The following is a 15,875-nucleotide window of genomic DNA, read 5'->3' on the forward strand; positions in this document are numbered from 1 at the left end:
TTGCCGGTCCAGGCTCGGCCCCGACCGTGGACGGCACCCGCGGTGCCATGGCCCTCCGCCGTCCAAGGACCGCAACGTGCCCTCCCGCTTGTGTTCACTCCGCCAGGATCTCGGCGAACATCCCGTCCAGGACCGGAGACGAAGCCGACGAGGCCGACGTGGACTGCTCGGACCAGATGATCTTCCCTCGGTCGGTGTAGCGGGTGCCCCACCGCTGGGAGAGCTGGGCGACCAGGAAGAGTCCGCGTCCGCCCTCATCGGTGGCGGTGGCCCGCCGCAGATGGGGTGAGGTGCTGCTGCCGTCGGAGACCTCGCAGATCAGGGAGCGCCCCCGCAGCAGGCGCACCTGGATCGGGTCCGCGCCGTAGCGGATGGCGTTGGTGAGGAGCTCGCTGAGGATGAGTTCCGTGGAGAAGACCAGTTCCTCCAGCTCCCAGTGTTCGAGCTGCTCTGCCACGGCCGAGCGCATCTCCGCCACGCGAGAGGGCTCTGCGGGGACGTCCCAGTGGGCGATGTCCCGCTGGTCCGTCGCCCGGGTCCGGGCGACGAGCAGCGCCACGTCGTCGGTGGGGCGGGCGGGGTCGACGGGGACCACGGCGTCCAGCACGGCTTCGCAGGTCTCCTCGGGCGAGCGGCCGGGGTGGGCCAGGGCCTGGCGCAGGCGTTCCCGGCCGACGTCCATGTCCTGGTCGTAGCTGTTGATCAGGCCGTCGGTGTAGAGCACCAACCGGCTGCCTTCGGGGATGTCGAGATCCACGGTTTCGAAGGGGTGTCCGCCGAGGCCGAGGGGCGGTCCGCAATTCTCTCCGGTGAAACTGACCGTCCCGTCCGGGCTGACCACCGCGGGGGCGGGATGTCCGGCGTTGGCCAGGGTGCAGCGCCGCGTGGCCGGGTCGTAGATGGCGTACAGGCAGGTGGCACCGATGATTCCGGAGCCGTGGGCGGTCGTGTCCGCCTCCTGGTCCAGCCGGCCGACGAGGTCGTCGAGGTGGGTGAGGAGCTCGTCGGGGGCCAGGTCGAGATCGGAGAAGTTCTGGACGGCGGTACGCAGGCGGCCCATGGTGGCGGCGGCGTGCAGGCCATGCCCGACGACGTCTCCGACGACCAGGGCGACCCGTGCGCCCGAGAGGGGAATGACGTCGAACCAGTCCCCGCCTGCCCCGGCCTGGGCGGGCAGATACCGGTGGGCGACCTCGACGGCGCTCTGGTCCGGCAGGCCCTGCGGGAGCAGGCTGCGTTGCAGGGAGACGGCCATGGTGTGTTCGCGTGTGTAGCGGCGGGCGTTCTCGACGGACAGCGCGGCTCGGCCCGCGATCTCCTCGGCGACGGACAGATCGTCCTCGTCGAAGGGGGCGCGGTGCCGGTCGCGGTAGAAGCTGGTCACCCCCAGTACGGTGCCCCGGGCGCGCAGCGGCACGGTGATCAGCGAGTTGATGCCCTCCTGAAGGATCTTTCCGGTACGCGGGGGGTCCTGGGAACGCCATCCACTCGCCCCGGTCAGATCGGGTTCGAGCACGGAGTGCCCCCGCGTGAGGCTTGTGGCCTGCGGAGTGGCGGGCTTGAAGGAGACGAGTGAGCCCACCGGGTAGAGGGAGGTCTCCGTACGGCCGGCGATCGCGGCGCGGCGCAGGTCCGCGCCCCCGGACGCCGGCTCCTCGCCCTGCAGGACGGAATCGAACAGGTCTACGGCGACGAAGTCGGCGAACAGGGGCACGGTGACCCGGGTGAGCTCCTCCGCCGTCCGTGTCACGTCGAGGGTGGTGCCGACGCCCACGCTGGCGTCGTAGAGCAGTTTCAGGCGTTCGCGGGCCATGACGGCCTGGCCGGCGAGGGCACGGAGCTCGGTGGTGTCCCGGAGTGTGGCCACGGTGCCCAGGGGGTGGTCCTGCCAGTGGGTGCGCTGCTGGTTGACGGCGAGGAAGCGGTCTCCGGCCGGGTGGAGTTCGTCCTGGGCGACGCGGCCGGAGGAGAGCAGTTCAGCGATGGACGGAGTGAGCCCGAGCTCGCCGACGGGCCGGCCCTGCACGTCGGGGGGCAGGTCGAGCAGGCGCTGGGCCTCGTCGTTGGCGACCAGCAGCCGTCGGTCGGTGTCGACGATGACAAGCCCCTCCCGGACCGCGTGCAGCACGGCGTCGTGGTGTTCGTACATGCGGGTGATCTCTTCGGGGCCGAGGCCGTGGGTCTGGCGCCGTAGCCGCTTCCCGGCCAGGACCACACCGCCGGTGGCGAGGGCGAGCACGCCCGCGGCCGAACCCAGCAGGACCGGCAGCTGGTCGTTGACCGCCTCCGACACCTCTCCGGTCCGCAGACCGGCGACGACGAGCCCGACGACCTCCCCGTCGTCGAGGACGGGAACGATCGCTCGGTACTCCCAGCCGAAGTTCCCCTTCAGCTTGTCCTCGACCACCTGGCCTTCGGTCGCCGGCTCGTAGCCGGTGAGCAGCCGGGTGCCGATCCGCTCCGGCTGCGGGTGGGTGAGGCGGGTTCCCTTCTCGTCCGCCACGACGAGGAAGGTGAGGTCGGCCTCCCTCCTGGCCTTTTCCGTCATGGGCTGAAGCGTGGCGCTGGGATCGGGGGAATTCAGGGCCGCCAGGAGCCCCGGGGAATTCGCGTACGCCTTGGCGACCGTCAGGGAGATCTCCCGGGCTTCCTTCTCGCCGAGGTGACGCGCCTGCACCACCAGCGCCGCCACCGCCGCGGCCACCAGCAGCACCACGGTCAGCACCAGCAGGAGGAGCACCTGCCCGGACAGGCTGTGCAAGCGCGGGAAGAGGTGCCCGGCGCCGGGTGCGTGCCGCGCAGCGCGTGATCTCCGGTTCATCTGATCACTCCCGAGGTCCGGGACCGACCGACGGCCGGTCCGCGGCTGCCTGCTGTGGGCCGCGCCGGCCCTCCCCCGGTCCAGTGTCCTGCAGACCTGCGTACCCCGCCGCTCCGGTCCGCATAGCTGCAGCGTGGCCTGCGTTGCCTGCGCCCGGGGGGGGCAGCGCGGGCCGCCGACGGGTCGGGGCGCGCTCGGTGTGACGATGAGGTCGCCGTCGGGAGTGGGGGTGAGCGTGGTGATGGGGTGGGCGAAGGGCGGCGGGGCCCGAGCGGGGTCGGTGGGGGTGGTGAGATCCCAGGTGCGCAGAGTGGTGTCCTGGCTGCCGGTCACGGCGACGGGGCGTCGCCGATCGCCATGGTGGTGATGGCCGTGACGGGCTGGTGGTGACCGGCGAGAAGAGGGCCGGAGGGGGCGCCGGTGCGCGGGTCGGACAGCGCGGCCGGCGGCCGAAGCCGTCAGCGGGACCGGGTCGCCGCCGAGGGTGGTCAAGTGGATGGCATGCACGGTATGAGGTCGTTTCTCTCTGCGGAGCCCGTCGCCTGCGCGGCCCGGCGCCACCCCGGCGGGTCGAGCCGTTCCTCGGTGGTCAGGCCCGGGCGGACCCGGCCCGCCCCTCACAACCTCAGCGGCCGCCCCAGCTGCACCAACGGCGCCCCTCCGCCCTCGATCGCGTCGTCCGGTCGGCGCGCCCCCTGGACGGGTGCGCGTGGAAGGGCCGGCGGCGCGCCCTTCCGTTGGTCAGTCCGCTTCGAACGGGGCGCAGCACGGTGATGGCACGGATGGCCGCGGCCACTGCTCGGGGGTGAGTTCCGGGTCGGAACGTCGGTCCGGGCGTCTCTGCCCTCGGCTGATGCCGCTGCCGAGGGTCCGCCGCCAGGCCGACACGGCGCGCTGCCGTCCCGGTGAGCCGGCCCCGAAACAGACCCTTCACCCGCGCGGGCAGTTACTGACGGCGGAGGGTGGTCCGCGGCATCGAGGACATGGTGCGGGGCCGCGTGGACAGCCGGTGGGCCCGCTGGGGCGGTGCCGTACGCACGGCGGGCACGCGACAGCAGGACGGCTGTGGCGGTGCGCCCACCGGCGGCTGGTCAAGGGATCGTTGCGTTCACAGTTCCACGCGGACGTGCGGGAGTTGGTCGCGCAGGCAGTCGACGGTCGGCCTGTCGAGCCGTGTGTACCGCAGGTCGACGGTCTGGAGATGGGCCAGCCGGAAGAAGGACTCCGGCAGGGTCGTCAGCTCGTTGGAGGAGAGATCCAGCCGCCTGAGCCCCGGCATACGGGCGAAGGCGTCGTCGGGCAGCGCGGTGAAGGCGGTACGTACGACCTGGTCGCGCACCATGCACTCGCCCCAGCGATCGATCTCCAGTTCCTCCAGGGTGGTGATGTCCCAGACGGCCGAGAGCAGGTCCCGGTCCGGCTCGGGCTGGTACGCCCACGGGGTGTTGCCGCTCAACCGCAGCACGCGCAGACGCGGCAGGCGTGCGAGATCCGGCAGTCGCTCCAGGTGGGCCGACAGTGAACCGCGCAGGTCCAGCTCTTCCAGCGAGGTCAGGGCCAGCAGCTCGTCGGGGACCGAGGCCAGCCATACGTGCATGAGGCCGAGGGTCCGCAGTCCGGTCAGCCGGGTCACCGGCAGGGGGAAGGCGACCGGCGACCGCTCCTGCGGGCTCATGCCCGTCAGGTCCAGCTCGCGCAGCGCCCGCAGCCCGCCCAGGGCCTCCGGCACCGGGCAGGTCAGCCCTCCGGCGCGCAGCACCTCCAGCCGGGCCAGGTCGCCGATCTCCTCGGGCAGGGACTCGAACCGGTTGCCGGAGATGTCGAGGACACGCAGCTCGCGCAGGGAGCCGATGGCCGGTGGGAGCTGCGTCAGCCCCATGCCGGCGATGTTCAGCTCCTCCAGGCCGGTCAGTTCCCCGATGCGGTCGTCGAGGGCGCCGAGGTAGTCGTTGCCGGCGAGGGACAGCCTGCGCAGCCCGGTGAAGGCGAAGAGCCGCTCGGGGAGGCGCCGCAGCTTGCGGCGGGACAGGTCGAGTTCGGTGACCTCGGCGGCCCGGGGCAGCAGCGCTTCCAGTTCGTCCTGTACGACCAGGTGGCTCGGCCGCGCGCCGGGGCCCAGGACCGGCTGCCCGGCGCGCAGCGCCTCACTGATCCGGTACTCGTCGGCCCGGCCGTCCTCGTCGAGCAGCTCCGGCGGGACGAGGCCGGCCAGTTCGTCGTCGGTGAAGTCGACCGGGCAGGTGGTGCGGTAGGGGTCGGCGACGAGCAGGGCTTCCGGTTGCCGTGCGAGGTCCAGGTTGAAGTAGAGGGTGCTGATGACGGCCTCGGCCCGGATGCGGCCCTGGACCGTCAGGTAGCCACCGTCGTCGCCGTGGTGGCCCTGGACGCTGCCGGTGGCGGTCAGATCGCCGCACACCACCACTTCGGGGCAGCCGGACAGCAGCACATGGCGTGCCCGTACATTGCCCGTGACCAGCAGGAAGCAGCCGCTGAGCCCGCCCCACCACTCCAGGTCACCGTCGACGGTCAGATCCCCGTCGACGATCACGTTGTACGGCACCCGGTCGCCTACGGAGTCCACCTCCAGGCTCCCCGCGACGTGCAGGCCGCCCTCGTAGAGGCGTATCTCCTGCGTGTCGGCGAAGTTCTGGTACGGGTACGCCAACTCGTCGGAGGCGGCGAAGCGCTCCTCCGTTTCGGCGACGGTGAGGACGCGATAGCCCGCCGGTGAGTTCACTGTGGTCATGGGGGCGGATGGTAGAGGCCGCCTCCGACAGCCACGGACTCCCCAACGCCCGTTCCCTCAACGGGTGCTGCCGCCGATGAGGAGGAACATGCTGGTCACAGCCCTGAATGCGCTCCTGGAAGCGGCGGGCTCCCTGGGGCCGACCGGTGAACTCCCGTAGTCGATTACGTGGTTTCCCGGATGCCCGGTGGCCCGGGGCGGGGAGCGGGACGAGTGAATGCCTCGATGGCCTTGAAGACCTGTCCGTGCCGCCTCCCGCCCCGGCCGGGCCTGCAAAACCGTGGGATACGCTGGCATCCCATGGCAATAAGCACCGCACTGTGGTCCTTCGCCCTGGTAGTAGGGCTCCTCACGCTCACCCCCGGACTCGACACCGCCCTCATTTTGCGGACGTCGGCCCTTGGCCGACGGAAGCGGGCCTGGGGAGTCGTCCTGGGTATTCAGACGGGAACGCTCCTGTGGGGCGCTCTCACATCCCTGGGTGTCACCGCACTTCTCACGGCCTCCCATGTCGCCTACACGGCCCTGCGTTGGGCAGGTGCCGCCTACCTGGTGTGGATGGGTGCACGCATGCTCTGGGCCACCCTCAAAGGGCGGTCCGCGCCGGACGCGGATGAGGTAGCAGTTCTCTCCGGAGTGGACTCGATGGGCGGCGGCTGGCGCCAGGGAGCGCTCACCAACCTCCTGAACCCGAAGATGGGCGCGTTCTACGTCGCCGTTCTGCCTCAGTTCATCCCTCCCGGGACGAATCACTTCAGCATGGGACTCCTGTTCTCCGCCGTACACATCGCCGTGGGCCTCGTCTGGTCGACCGTGCTGATCGGCTGCGCCCGCCTCCTGCACGGCTGGCTGCGCAAGTCACAGGCGCGCCGCCTGCTGGACCGGCTCACCGGGACCGTCATCGCAGCGTTCGGGATCCGCCTGGCCTTCAGCAACTGAGAGTCCGCTTGCAGCGGCCCTCTCGAACCAGGGACCGCCCCTCAGCTCGCCGGCCGCCTTCCTCGCGAATGCGGGCAGCACCTCACCGAGCACCTGGGCCGTCGCGGGCTCCTGGGTGGCGACGACGTAGGTGGCGTCGATGTCGGGACGCCCGGTGTTCACCGGGGGCAGGGGCTGGGTCCGCTCGACGGCGCCGTGCGGCATCTGACGTGTGGCGACCTCGAACGTCGGGAACGGCTGCCGCGCGAAGGCCGTCATCCTGCAGCTCCACCACTCCTTCTTGACGCGGTTGGTGGTGTGTCTCTTTCGTCTGCGTGCGCTGTCGGCGCCGTGCGCCGTCGGAGCCGCGGGCTGTGGGAACCGTGATGTCAGTTGCCGGGTGCCGGTGGCTGCCAGCCGCTCTGTGCCTGTCCCGGCCCGGCGGTGTTCTCCGGTGCGGCCAGGAAGGACATGAGGTGCAGCGGGTCCTTGAGCCCCGTGATGCGCAGGGCCGGGCCCTTGCTCAGCGTGACGTCGATCCGGTCGTAGGTGCCGCCCCAGATGCTTGTCTTGCGTGTGGTTTCGACGTGGGCGATCCGCGACTTCATGACGGTACGGGTGCCCGTCAGCCGTCGCCGGACGACACCGTGCTCGTACACCACTACTTCCTGCCGCCAGCGCAGGACGAAGGGCGCGAGGCACACCGTGCCGGCGCCGAGGGCGTAGAGCCCGTCGGCGACCGTCCCCGTCCGGTCCGGGAGCAGGGTCTCGGTCAGGCCGGTCAGCGAGCTCAACCCCAGGGCCAGGGCCAGAAAGCCCGCGTACTGGAAGTACGACCCCTGTGTGGAGGTCCCACGGAAGGACGCCACCCGTCGGCCGAGTTGTACGGACATCATGTTCCTCAATCCGGGGCGGCCCTTGCGCGCAACAGCCCTCATGGCGATGGCGAGGCACTCGCCCCTCATCTCGACGCGCGTGATCCGCCCGGAGGACGGGGCACGGCCGGTCCGTCGAAGACCGGTCGGCCTTCGCTCCGGGGACGACGTCCGCGCTCTTGTTCGTCACGGTCCGCCGAATCGTCCTGAAGCGGAGTTCACCGCCGGATAAGGCCGATCACCGAAGGGACCGTCTTGCGTGCAGCCGCGGATCCGGTGTGCGCGGCGCGGAAACCCGGCCGGGCAACGGACGGAGGCCGCGTTCCCTGGCCCACGGAATCCGGTCCGGAACGCGGTTCTGCCTGCCGATCAGGCTGCCGGTGACGGCGGTCCCGCTCCACGGCGGTGGCCGACCGTCCGACACGCGTTGATCACGGTGCCCGACGGCGTCGGCATCGGCATCCGTGGAACTACGGAACCGGATACGCAATTCTCGGGGGCCGGCGTTCGACAGTTCCCCGGTCGGCCGCGGGCCGCCCCAGCTCCCCACCGGCGCCACCTACGATGCGCGCCATGAGCACCCCGGGGTCGGACCCGCACCCACAACTGATCGACGACCGCTTCGAACTGCTGCAGCGGCTCGGCGGTGGAGGCATGGGGCTGGTGTGGCGTGCCCGCGACATCCTCCTGCACCGGGAAGTCGCCCTGAAGGAGGTACGCCCTCCCGCGTCGCTGGATCACGAGGGCGACCCGGCGGTCGCGCGGATGCTGCGCGAGCGGGTGCTGCGGGAGGCGCGCTCGCTGGCGAGGCTCCACCACCCCCACGTGGTGACGATCCATCACATCGTGGACCGGGCCGACACTCCCCATCCGTGGCTGGTGATGGAGCTGGTGACCGGCGGTTCCGTCCAGGACCGCCTGGACCAGGGACTGTTGTCCCCGACCGAAGCCGCCCGGGTCGGGCGGGGCGTGCTGGCCGGGCTGCGTGCCGCGCACGAGGCGGGCATCCACCACCGCGACGTCAAGCCCGCGAACGTGCTGCTGCGCGAGGACGGCACCCCCGTACTCACCGACTTCGGCATCGCGGCCCTGCCGGAGGCCACCCGCCTGACCGCCACGGGCGATCTGATCGGCTCGCCGGAGTTCATCGCACCCGAACGCGTCCGTGGTGTGGAGGGCAACCCCGCCTCCGACCTGTGGTCGCTGGGCATGATGCTCTACGTCGCCCTGGAAGGCCACTCTCCGATGCGGCGCACCACCAGCTTGGCCACGCTCGCGGCCGTACTCGACGAGCCGATTCCGCCGCCGGTGCGTTCCGGGCCGCTGGCCCCGGTGCTGTCCGCGCTGCTGCAGCGGGACCCCGCCGTCCGTCCCGACGCGGAGCAGCTCGACCGTATGCTGGCCGACGCCGAGAGCGGCCGGTCGGACGGAGCTCTTTCGTACGGCTTCGGCCCCGCGCCAACGATGCCGAGCCCGGCTCCGGCGGTGACGCCCCGCCTTCCGCCCCACCCGGCCGCCTTCGCCGGGGCGGCGACGGCCGGCGTCCCGTTCACCACGGCTCCCGCTGAGCCGACAGCCCCGGCAGCCCCGACTGCCCCGACCCCGCGACGTCCGCGTGGGCGGGGTCCCGCACCGAGGAGGAAACTCGGCGCCTCTGTCGCCACCGTGGCGATCATCGTCGGCACCATGCTGTGGGTGTCGCGCCCCGACTCCGGCGATTCCACGGCCGGGACGAACGCCGGCTCGGCTTCGGACGCAGCTTCCGTGAACTCCGGCACCGAGGGCTCTTCGGAGGGCTCCGACAGTACGGCGAGCGCCGATGGCACGGAGAAGGCCGACGACGAGAACGGCACCGATGCCGACTCCACACAGAACCTGCTCACGCCGGCGGGAATGCGCACCCTGACCGAAGCCCTGCGCACGACCTCGGGTGGCACCGAGGTCAAGGACGCCAGCGTCTACCTGGACTACGCCTTCCTCGACGCCCCGACGAAGGCGAACCGGAGCCGGTACGACGCGCTCGAGTACCGCAACGGCGTCATGACGCGCGTCCGGGCGGGCGGGAGCCTGAGCTCCGATGAGGCGCTCATCGACCTCGACGCCGTCGCCTGGGACAAGCTGCCCGCGCTGCTGAGCAAGGCCGACAAGGAGCTCGGCATCAAGGAACCAACCATCCGTTACCTCCGCATCACCACCGATGTGATCAGCCACGAGCCGGAGATCCGTGTCTACGTCGGTGACGAATACGACAGCGGGTACCTGAAGGCGAACGTCGACGGCGAGGTGTTCCGTATGTATCCCGCCGGCCAGTGATGAACTCCTCCCAACGCCCCGACGACCGAAGGCTGTTGCGTCCAGCCGAGCAGATCACGGCCGACCGCACCAGGTGCGAGTCCTACCGCGCCGCTTCACGCACCGATTTCGAGCAGGGCGCGATCGACGCCTACGACTGGCTGCTCGGCCGGGGCCCCGCTCCGCTCAGCGGCCCTGCCGACGCCCCGGCGACACCACAATCGGGGGCGGAGGAAGAGCGGTTGGCGCACGACATCGTCCGCAACAGGCCCGGGGCACCGCCGATGTACCCCGCCGGCGGACGCTGGACGGAGTCGTACGTGCTCGGCGTGCGGCACGCCCTGCGCTGGGCGCGGTACGGGTCACCGACCTCACCGGGCGGGTGGACGGACGAGCCCGCCGACGAGCCGGTGTTGTTCGTGGAACCGCCGCGCCGCCCTCCGCGCTACCGGCGGCGCTGGGATGACTGATCCACGCCCTCGCGGTGCAGCGGGCAGCGGCAGGGCGGGAACTGACCTGACATCAGGGGACGGAAGCCGGTCGTCCGTCATGACGCTCGTGGTTCCCAGCTCCTCTGTGGCGGAACTGTCTCCCGCGAACACCCGGTGGACGCGGATCGTCATCCGGGGACGTACCGCCGCGATCCGCCCCCGGACCTGAAACCGCCGCATGGCGCAAGAGCAGCCACAGCAACAACGACGGAGGCAACTGCCTCGAAGTCGCCGACCGCCGAGTTGTAGGGAGGCCCGTCACGGAGGCGGCGGCTCCTCGCGCCCCGCGTCGGCCTGGCGGGTCACCAGCGCGGCCAGTGCCGCGCGGGACGGCACACCCGTCTTGCGGTAGACGCGGGCCACGTGGCTCTCGACCGTGCGCGGGCTGAGACAGAGCCGGGAGGCGACGGCCTGATTGGTGAGGCCCTCGGCGACCAGCTCCGCTATCTCCCTTTCCCGCGCGGTCAGTTGGGCGAGTGCGGCGGCCGGGCCGGACACCTCCTCCCCCGGTCCCTGCGATTCGGCCAGCGTCTCCGGGCGCTGCCGGTCGGCCAGGGCGACCAGCAGCACCGCCCCGCCCTCGGCGGCCATGCGGCGGGCGCGGCGCCACATGTCCGCCGCGCGGGTGTCGTCGCCCGCGGCCCGGGCGAAGGGGACGGCGAGCAGCAGGCTCTGCACTTCGCGGAGGGTGGCGCCGGAGCGCGCGCTCTCCCGGGCCGCTTCGGCGAAGGCGCGTGCCGCGGCGGCCGGGTCCCCGCGGTGGGCCTCCACGCGGCCCAGGGCGCGCAGGGCCGCCGCCCGGCGGGTGGGCAGGTCGATGCGTTCGGCCTCCTTCAGCGCGCGCTCGGCCGCCTGTTCGGCCTCCGTCGTCTCGCCGACGGCGAGGGACGAGGCGACGAGCAGTTCCAGGAACTCGGGCAGCAGTGAGGGCTGGAGCCGGTGCAGGTCCCTGCCGCCGCCCGCGTCCAGCAGAACGTCACGGGCGCGGTGCGGGTCGCCGGCGCTCAGCGCGGCGAAGGCGAGCAGGGACCGGGACAGGGTGGACCACCAGCTCTCGGCGGCGCCCTCCACCGCGGCCGTCGCCTCCTCGGCGGCGGCCAGGACGTCCGGGTCGCCGGGCGGGCGGGCCTGCCCCAGGAACAGGGCCCTGACCGCGAGCGTGAAGCCGAGGAGTTCGCCGCTGCCCAGGGCACGGGCGATGGTCGCGGCCTCGTCGGCCAGTTCCAGCGCCGAGGTGATGCGGCAGGTCAGGAAGTGGGCGTAAGCCTGGCCGAGCAGGAGTTGGGAGAGCATGTAGAGGCGTCCGGTGCGCCGGGCGATGCCGGCACCCCGCTCGGTGTGGCGTTCGGCGTCGGTATAGGCGTCGAGCATCACCTCGGCCCAGCCCAGCCGGACCAGCGGCTCGCACACCCCGGCGAGGTCGCTGTCGGTGAGGGCGTCCGCGAGGCCGGCCGCCGTACGGGCGAGGTCGCGAGCCTCGGCCGTGTCGCCCTCGTACGCCTCGCTCATGGCCGCCAGGGTCAGGGCGCCGATCTCGCCGAGGCCGTCCCCGAGGGCGCGGGCGTCGGCGAGGGTGCGGGCGAGTTCCTCGCGCACGTCGGGGAAGCGGGCGACGAACTGGGCGCGGCAGCACCACTCGATGACGAGGGCGATCCGCTGGGACGGGGAGGGACCGGGGCGCCGGTCCAGTTCGCGGCGCAGCAGGGCGTCGGCCTCGGCGTAGCGGCCGAGCTGGCGTTCCATGACGGCGCACTGCACGACCGCGGATATACGCAGGGCGTCGTCGTCCGTGTTCCGGCACGGCATGTCGATCACCTGGTGGAAGAGGTCCCGGCTTTCCCGCAGGGCACCGGTGGTGCCGAGTGCGGCGGCCCTCGCCAGCGTCAACTCACGGCGTTGGCTGTGGTGTTCGGGCGTGTCGGGCAGGATACGGAGAACGGCCTGGAGCCAGTGGGCGGAGGTGGCCGGTGCGGTCACGGCGCTCTGTTCGGCGGCCTTGGTCAGTACGACAGCGGCATCCGGGTCCCATCCGGTCAGGGAGTGCTCCACGTGGTGCGCCTGCTCGGCGAGGGGAGCACCGGCCCGTGCGAGTTCGGCCGCCGCGCGCCGGTGGAATTCCTGGCGCCGCCAGGGGTCGGTGTTCTCGTGGACGAGTGCCCGGATCAGCGGATGGCGCAGGGCCAGGCGGTGTCCGTCACGGTCCGGTCGGACGAGATCGCGGCGCGTCACCTCGCGCAGTGCCTCCACGACGTCGGCCACGGGCGAGGCGGTGAGGGTGGCGATCAGCTCGGCGGTGGCGTGATCGCCGAGGACGGCGGCGGCTTCCACGGCGTAGCGCTCCAGTGGGTTCAGCGGCGCCAGCTCGTCCAGCAGCAGCGCCCCCAGCCCGGGGGGCAAGCCGTCCGGCAACGCGCGGGCGGCAGCTCGGCGCGGCGGCTCGGGGAGCGGTGTCCCGATGCGTCGGAGGCCGCGGTGGGACTGCAGGAGGGCGAGGAAGTACAGGGGGTTGCCCTCGCTCGCCGCGTACAGCTCGGCCGCGCGCCGCCGTGGCAGGTCGTGGGCCAGTTCGTCGACGCAGTCCCGCTCGCCCAGCGGGCCGAGCGCGACGCGCAGCACCGTGCCGGTGTCGGCGCCGCGGGCCAACGCCGCGGTGAGTGCGGCCGGGGCCTGGCGGTCCCGCCGTGACACGACGAGCAGGAAGGGGCCTGGTACGGGGTGCCGTATGAGGTGGTCGACGAGTTCCAGGGAGGCGGGGTCGGCCCAGTGCAGGTCGTCGAGCACCACGACGAGCCGCGCTCCTCGGACCCGGCGCAGTACGTCCACGGTCGTGCGGTAGAGCCCGAACCGGTCGCGGGTCCACGGCTCCCCTGCGGGCTCGTCCCTCCCCCGCAGCACCGGCGGGAGCTCCCGCAACGACGGGAACGTCCTGAGCGCCCGTGGGCCGAGGTCGGCGAAGGCGTCGGCGAACGGCTGGAAGGGGCCGTGCCGCTCGTACTCGGTGGCCCTGCCGCGCAGCACGATCACGCCCCGGCGGCGGGCGAGCGCGGTGAACTCCGCCAGCAGACGACTCTTGCCGATGCCTGCCTCGCCGGTGATGTCGACGACGGCCGGACCGCCGACGCCCATGTGCTTCAGGGCCGCTTCGAGCCGGCCGAGCTCCGCGGACCTGCTGACGAACGGCACTCTCGCCGCGCGCCCCCTCAGGCCGTCGTACGACTCAACCACCGCGGATCTCCCTTGGAACGAACGTTGCCGCCGGATGCCCTGCCCCGGGCCGGGAGCACCGGGCGTGACATCGGCTCCTGTCGCTCAGCGTTTTACAACACGGCTACGACAACGCCGTCCGCCACGACCTCCACCTCGGCATTCTCCGACCCCGTCGCATTCTGGCCGACAGGAGCGCAACGCGTCACACTACTGACCAGTCGCTCTCTCACAAACCGTGAGCGGGGGGGCCGACCGCGGCGGTCCAGGCCGCGGGGCCGATACGACCGGTCCGTGGCGCTACCTGATCCGATGCTGAGAAGCCGCACGGATCGGGTGCCGCATACAACCATCCCCCGCCGACGCACCACGGGCAGGGCGCATGGTGACCGGCAGCGAAGGCGTGGTGCGCCACCACTGACAAGTCACCGGTCCGTGGAACTACCTAATCAGCTACTGAACCCGCAGGGACAGGTCACCGCACGGCGGCTGGATGCCGGTGAGCACCGCTACCGTGCCGAAGGTCATGTCCCACGAACACCGAACGGGACAGGGGAGAAGAGCCGAACCGATGACCACTGTCCACGGGGACGACCGCGCCACCGCCACCGCCATGTTCGAGGCGGGCAAGGCCCTGCAGCTTCGAGGCGGCGGGGCTGCGGGCGCACAGGCGCTGGCCGCCTACGACGATCTGATCGCGCGATTCCGGCACAGCCCGGATCCGCTGGTGGCGTGCCGGGTCGCCGACGCGTTGACCTGGGGTGCCCACATCTGCATGGACCAGGGCTCCCCGGAACGGGCTCTGGCCCGCTACCAGCAGACCATCGACACGTTCGGGAGAAGGCCGGAGGACGCCTTCCGCCACAATCTGGCGGTCGCCTGGGGCGGCAAGGCCATCGCCTTCAAGAAGCTCAACCGGCCGGCCGAGCGGCTGCAGGCCCTCGCCGAGCTGGCCCGCAGGATCGACTACCGGCCGTGGGATCTCTCCGAGAACGAGACGGTGGTCAGCGAGGAGCTGGCCAAGGGTGCCCTCAACTACGGGGCCACCCTCCAGGGGCAGGGCAGGGACCAGGAGGCCATGGCCGCCTGGCACGAGCTGACGAACCGTTTCGGCAACGACCCGCGCCCCAGCGTTCTGGAGTTCGTGGCCTGGGCGGCGGCCAATCTCGGCGACGCCTATCTGGAAACGAGGCAGCGCGACGAGGCGGCCGCCCAGTGGAACTACGTCGTCACCCGCTTCGCCGGAATCGACCACGCCTACCTGCAAGAGCAGGTGGACCGCGCGCGGGAGTCCCTGAAGGGCCTGGCCAGGCCCAGGTGGTGGCCCTGGTAGGGGGCGGGGAGCGAGCACGGCACGGGCGCGGGCGGCGGCTTCCGCCATCCGGTCTCCAGCGCGTGATCACAGAGGCGTTCGGGGCGGGCCGGGCTCCCCGAAGCAGCAGGGGACAGCGCACCGGCGTACGCGCGAGGGGCACGGCGGCCCGGGACTGTGCGACCTGGCCGGCATGTTCTCAGCGTGAGATCAGCACATCCGAATCCGTACAGAACGGGAGTGACGACATGTCCTTCGAGCAGTGGGCGCGGCGCTGGGAACCAGTACCGCTGGCGGAGGCGACGGAGCGCTACGACATCGGCGAAGCAAGCAACGAACTGGTGGACGGCCCGGAGGACATCCTCGGGGACGAGCCGGAGTGCTTCTTCGTACACCGGGGCCACCTCACCGTCGACGGGCCCCTGGTGATGGGGAACGGCCCGAACGAAGCGGTGGACACGGTCTACGTCATCGACGGCGACCTGACCGTCAACGGCCCGATGCGTTTTATGAACATGGACGTCTACACGCCGCTCTACGTCACCGGCTCGGTCACCGCCGAGGACCTGCTGTGCCTCCTGGACTGCAACCTGATCATCGGCGGCTCGCTCACCGTCGGGGGCCTGCTGATGACGAAACTCACCGACGGCGGAATGCTCGTCGTGCACGGTGCCACCTCTGCGGGCGCGTGGCTGGAAGCGTGGGACAGGGGCGAGGTCGCGCTCCTCCAGGACCTGGAAGGCCGTCGGCTGCGCATCCGCGACAGCCCCTACGACGAACAGGCCGAAGCCGAAGACGCGGCCGACGCCCTGTCTCCCGGGCTCCTCGACGGTGACACGGACATCTCGGAGAAACTCTGGGACGCCGCGCTCGCAGGGCGGCCCCTGCTGCGGTGTGAACGGGAAAGGAATGAGCAGTGAGCACGGTGGAACTTCCCACGTTCCCTTGGAACGACGGTGAGGGTGAGCAGGGCTGGTTCGAAGGCATCGATCTGACCTTTGACACCTGGAAATTCGACGACCACATGCCGTTCGACGACGCCGAGGTGGTCTGGCAGGAGCTTGTCGAGCGGTTGGAGGAGGAGGACGTCGAACTGACGGCAGACCAGGAAAGGGTCGTGCGCCGCATCTTCGACGGGCTCTGGAGGAATTACCGGGAGCCACAGGAGCAGGCAGGGGCCTGAGCCGGAGGCCGGCCGCCGTCGACCCACAGCACG

General features: G+C 71.5%; 11 protein-coding genes and 1 pseudogene. 7 read left to right on the forward strand and 5 right to left on the reverse strand.

The window, feature by feature from the left end; all coding sequences use genetic code 11:
• Window positions 1-94 precede the first annotated feature (94 nt).
• Both ACH5AC_RS12760 and ACH5AC_RS12765 read right to left on the reverse strand, forming a co-directional pair.
• Entirely contained in the window at window positions 95-2,821 is a 2,727-nt protein-coding gene (locus ACH5AC_RS12760) for a SpoIIE family protein phosphatase (RefSeq protein ID WP_398861765.1), read from the reverse strand.
• A gap of 1,108 nt (window positions 2,822-3,929) precedes the next feature.
• Window positions 3,930-5,567, reverse strand: coding sequence for a hypothetical protein (locus ACH5AC_RS12765; protein ID WP_398861766.1), 1,638 nt, complete (start codon window positions 5,565-5,567; stop codon window positions 3,930-3,932).
• A gap of 300 nt (window positions 5,568-5,867) precedes the next feature.
• Between ACH5AC_RS12765 and ACH5AC_RS12770 the strand changes: the two genes are divergently transcribed.
• The gene (locus tag ACH5AC_RS12770) at window positions 5,868-6,506 is read left to right on the forward strand and encodes a LysE family translocator (RefSeq protein WP_398861767.1); all 639 of its coding nucleotides are present in this window, start codon (window positions 5,868-5,870) and stop codon (window positions 6,504-6,506) included.
• On the opposite strand, the gene ACH5AC_RS12775 is transcribed toward ACH5AC_RS12770, so the two are convergent.
• Together ACH5AC_RS12775 and ACH5AC_RS12780 are read right to left on the reverse strand one after the other, a co-directional pair.
• A complete protein-coding gene (locus ACH5AC_RS12775; protein WP_398861768.1) occupies window positions 6,426-6,764 on the reverse strand; it encodes a hypothetical protein in 339 nt (112 codons plus the stop codon). The two genes, ACH5AC_RS12770 and ACH5AC_RS12775, sit on opposite strands and share 81 nt — an antisense overlap.
• A 110-nt stretch (window positions 6,765-6,874) precedes the next feature.
• Window positions 6,875-7,381, reverse strand: a complete 507-nt coding sequence (locus ACH5AC_RS12780) for a hypothetical protein (RefSeq protein WP_398861769.1) — start codon at window positions 7,379-7,381, stop codon at window positions 6,875-6,877.
• A 552-nt stretch (window positions 7,382-7,933) separates the two neighbouring features.
• Between ACH5AC_RS12780 and ACH5AC_RS12785 the strand changes: the two genes are divergently transcribed.
• From ACH5AC_RS12785 to ACH5AC_RS12795, 3 genes and pseudogenes are all read left to right on the forward strand, one after another.
• The gene (locus tag ACH5AC_RS12785; protein ID WP_398861770.1) at window positions 7,934-9,673 is read left to right on the forward strand and encodes a protein kinase; all 1,740 of its coding nucleotides are present in this window, start codon (window positions 7,934-7,936) and stop codon (window positions 9,671-9,673) included.
• Window positions 9,674-9,708: 35 nt separating this feature from the next.
• Window positions 9,709-10,122 (forward strand): hypothetical protein, encoded by a 414-nt coding sequence (locus ACH5AC_RS12790; protein WP_398861771.1) that lies wholly within the window; start codon window positions 9,709-9,711, stop codon window positions 10,120-10,122.
• Window positions 10,123-10,226: 104 nt separating this feature from the next.
• Window positions 10,227-10,376: pseudogene (locus ACH5AC_RS12795) on the forward strand (DUF397 domain-containing protein); the annotation flags it as partial.
• Window positions 10,377-10,401: 25 nt separating this feature from the next.
• Here the strand turns inward: ACH5AC_RS12795 and ACH5AC_RS12800 are convergent.
• Window positions 10,402-13,368: an AAA family ATPase gene (locus ACH5AC_RS12800; RefSeq protein WP_398861772.1), complete on the reverse strand. Its 2,967-nt coding sequence runs from the start codon at window positions 13,366-13,368 to the stop codon at window positions 10,402-10,404.
• Between the two features lie 550 nt (window positions 13,369-13,918).
• On the opposite strand from ACH5AC_RS12800, the gene ACH5AC_RS12805 reads away from it, so the two are divergent.
• From ACH5AC_RS12805 to ACH5AC_RS12815, 3 genes are all read left to right on the forward strand, one after another.
• The gene (locus ACH5AC_RS12805) at window positions 13,919-14,680 is read left to right on the forward strand and encodes a hypothetical protein (RefSeq protein ID WP_398861773.1); all 762 of its coding nucleotides are present in this window, start codon (window positions 13,919-13,921) and stop codon (window positions 14,678-14,680) included.
• A gap of 227 nt (window positions 14,681-14,907) precedes the next feature.
• Window positions 14,908-15,579 carry a hypothetical protein gene (locus tag ACH5AC_RS12810; RefSeq protein WP_398861774.1) on the forward strand — a complete coding sequence of 224 codons (672 nt, stop codon included), beginning with the start codon at window positions 14,908-14,910 and terminating at the stop codon, window positions 15,577-15,579.
• A complete protein-coding gene (locus tag ACH5AC_RS12815; protein WP_398861775.1) occupies window positions 15,576-15,842 on the forward strand; it encodes a hypothetical protein in 267 nt (88 codons plus the stop codon). The genes ACH5AC_RS12810 and ACH5AC_RS12815 overlap by 4 nt, the downstream gene beginning before the upstream one ends.
• Window positions 15,843-15,875: the final 33 nt, after the last annotated feature.

Origin of the sequence: Streptomyces sp. NPDC018693, assembly GCF_044391385.1 — a bacterium.
Classification (GTDB): Bacteria; Actinomycetota; Actinomycetes; order Streptomycetales; family Streptomycetaceae; genus Streptomyces.

Bases quoted from the DNA above. Each gene is read 5' to 3' on its own strand.
- ACH5AC_RS12760 (WP_398861765.1), bottom strand. From the start codon at position 2,821: ATGAACCGGAGATCACGCGCTGCGCGGCACGCACCCGGCGCCGGGCAC.
- ACH5AC_RS12765 (WP_398861766.1), bottom strand. From the start codon at position 5,567: ATGACCACAGTGAACTCACCGGCGGGCTATCGCGTCCTCACCGTCGCC.
- ACH5AC_RS12770 (WP_398861767.1), top strand. From the start codon at position 5,868: ATGGCAATAAGCACCGCACTGTGGTCCTTCGCCCTGGTAGTAGGGCTC.
- ACH5AC_RS12775 (WP_398861768.1), bottom strand. From the start codon at position 6,764: ATGACGGCCTTCGCGCGGCAGCCGTTCCCGACGTTCGAGGTCGCCACA.
- ACH5AC_RS12780 (WP_398861769.1), bottom strand. From the start codon at position 7,381: ATGATGTCCGTACAACTCGGCCGACGGGTGGCGTCCTTCCGTGGGACC.
- ACH5AC_RS12785 (WP_398861770.1), top strand. From the start codon at position 7,934: ATGAGCACCCCGGGGTCGGACCCGCACCCACAACTGATCGACGACCGC.
- ACH5AC_RS12805 (WP_398861773.1), top strand. From the start codon at position 13,919: ATGACCACTGTCCACGGGGACGACCGCGCCACCGCCACCGCCATGTTC.
- ACH5AC_RS12810 (WP_398861774.1), top strand. From the start codon at position 14,908: ATGTCCTTCGAGCAGTGGGCGCGGCGCTGGGAACCAGTACCGCTGGCG.